General features: G+C 42.1%; 1 protein-coding gene. It reads left to right on the forward strand.

The features are described 5' to 3' along the window. The first annotated feature begins 123 nt into the window (after positions 1-123). Positions 124-378, forward strand: a complete 255-nt coding sequence (locus tag SJH88_RS19450; protein ID WP_274755419.1) for a hypothetical protein — start codon at positions 124-126, stop codon at positions 376-378. Positions 379-409: the final 31 nt, after the last annotated feature.

The following is a 409-nucleotide window of genomic DNA, read 5'->3' on the forward strand; positions in this document are numbered from 1 at the left end:
CGCCAAACGAACTACGATATTACAAAAAATATATGATATCAAGGAAGCCTTCCTTTTTCTATCCTATTTATTCAGACTAAAAAATCATAACTTTGAGGAATAGACTGATAAAAGAATAATTCTATGAATAGTGTCATCAAGAAAGGCGATAAAGTAAGATTTCTTAATACAACCGGAGGAGGCAAGGTCTCTCGTGTCGAAGGTTCCGTTGTTTGGGTAGAGGATGAAGACGGGTTTGAGATACCTACCCCTGTAAGAGAGTGTGTAGTGGTACAAGATAACGATACTTTTATGCCGGCGCTACAACCCCCCGGTATTGAAGTCTCATCATCCTCAGGAGGAAGTTCAGCCATCACCCTCGTCCGAGCGCAAATCTAATCCCCGGGAGCCTAAAACGCTTGACCCTATA

Source organism: Comamonas sp. GCA5 (assembly GCF_036541385.1).
In the GTDB taxonomy this organism is placed as follows: Bacteria; Pseudomonadota; Gammaproteobacteria; order Burkholderiales; family Burkholderiaceae_C; genus Comamonas; species Comamonas aquatica.

What these genes read in the sequence shown, in the direction of transcription:
- SJH88_RS19450 (WP_274755419.1), top strand. Translation starts at nt 124, where the DNA reads ATGAATAGTGTCATCAAGAAAGGCGATAAAGTAAGATTTCTTAATACA.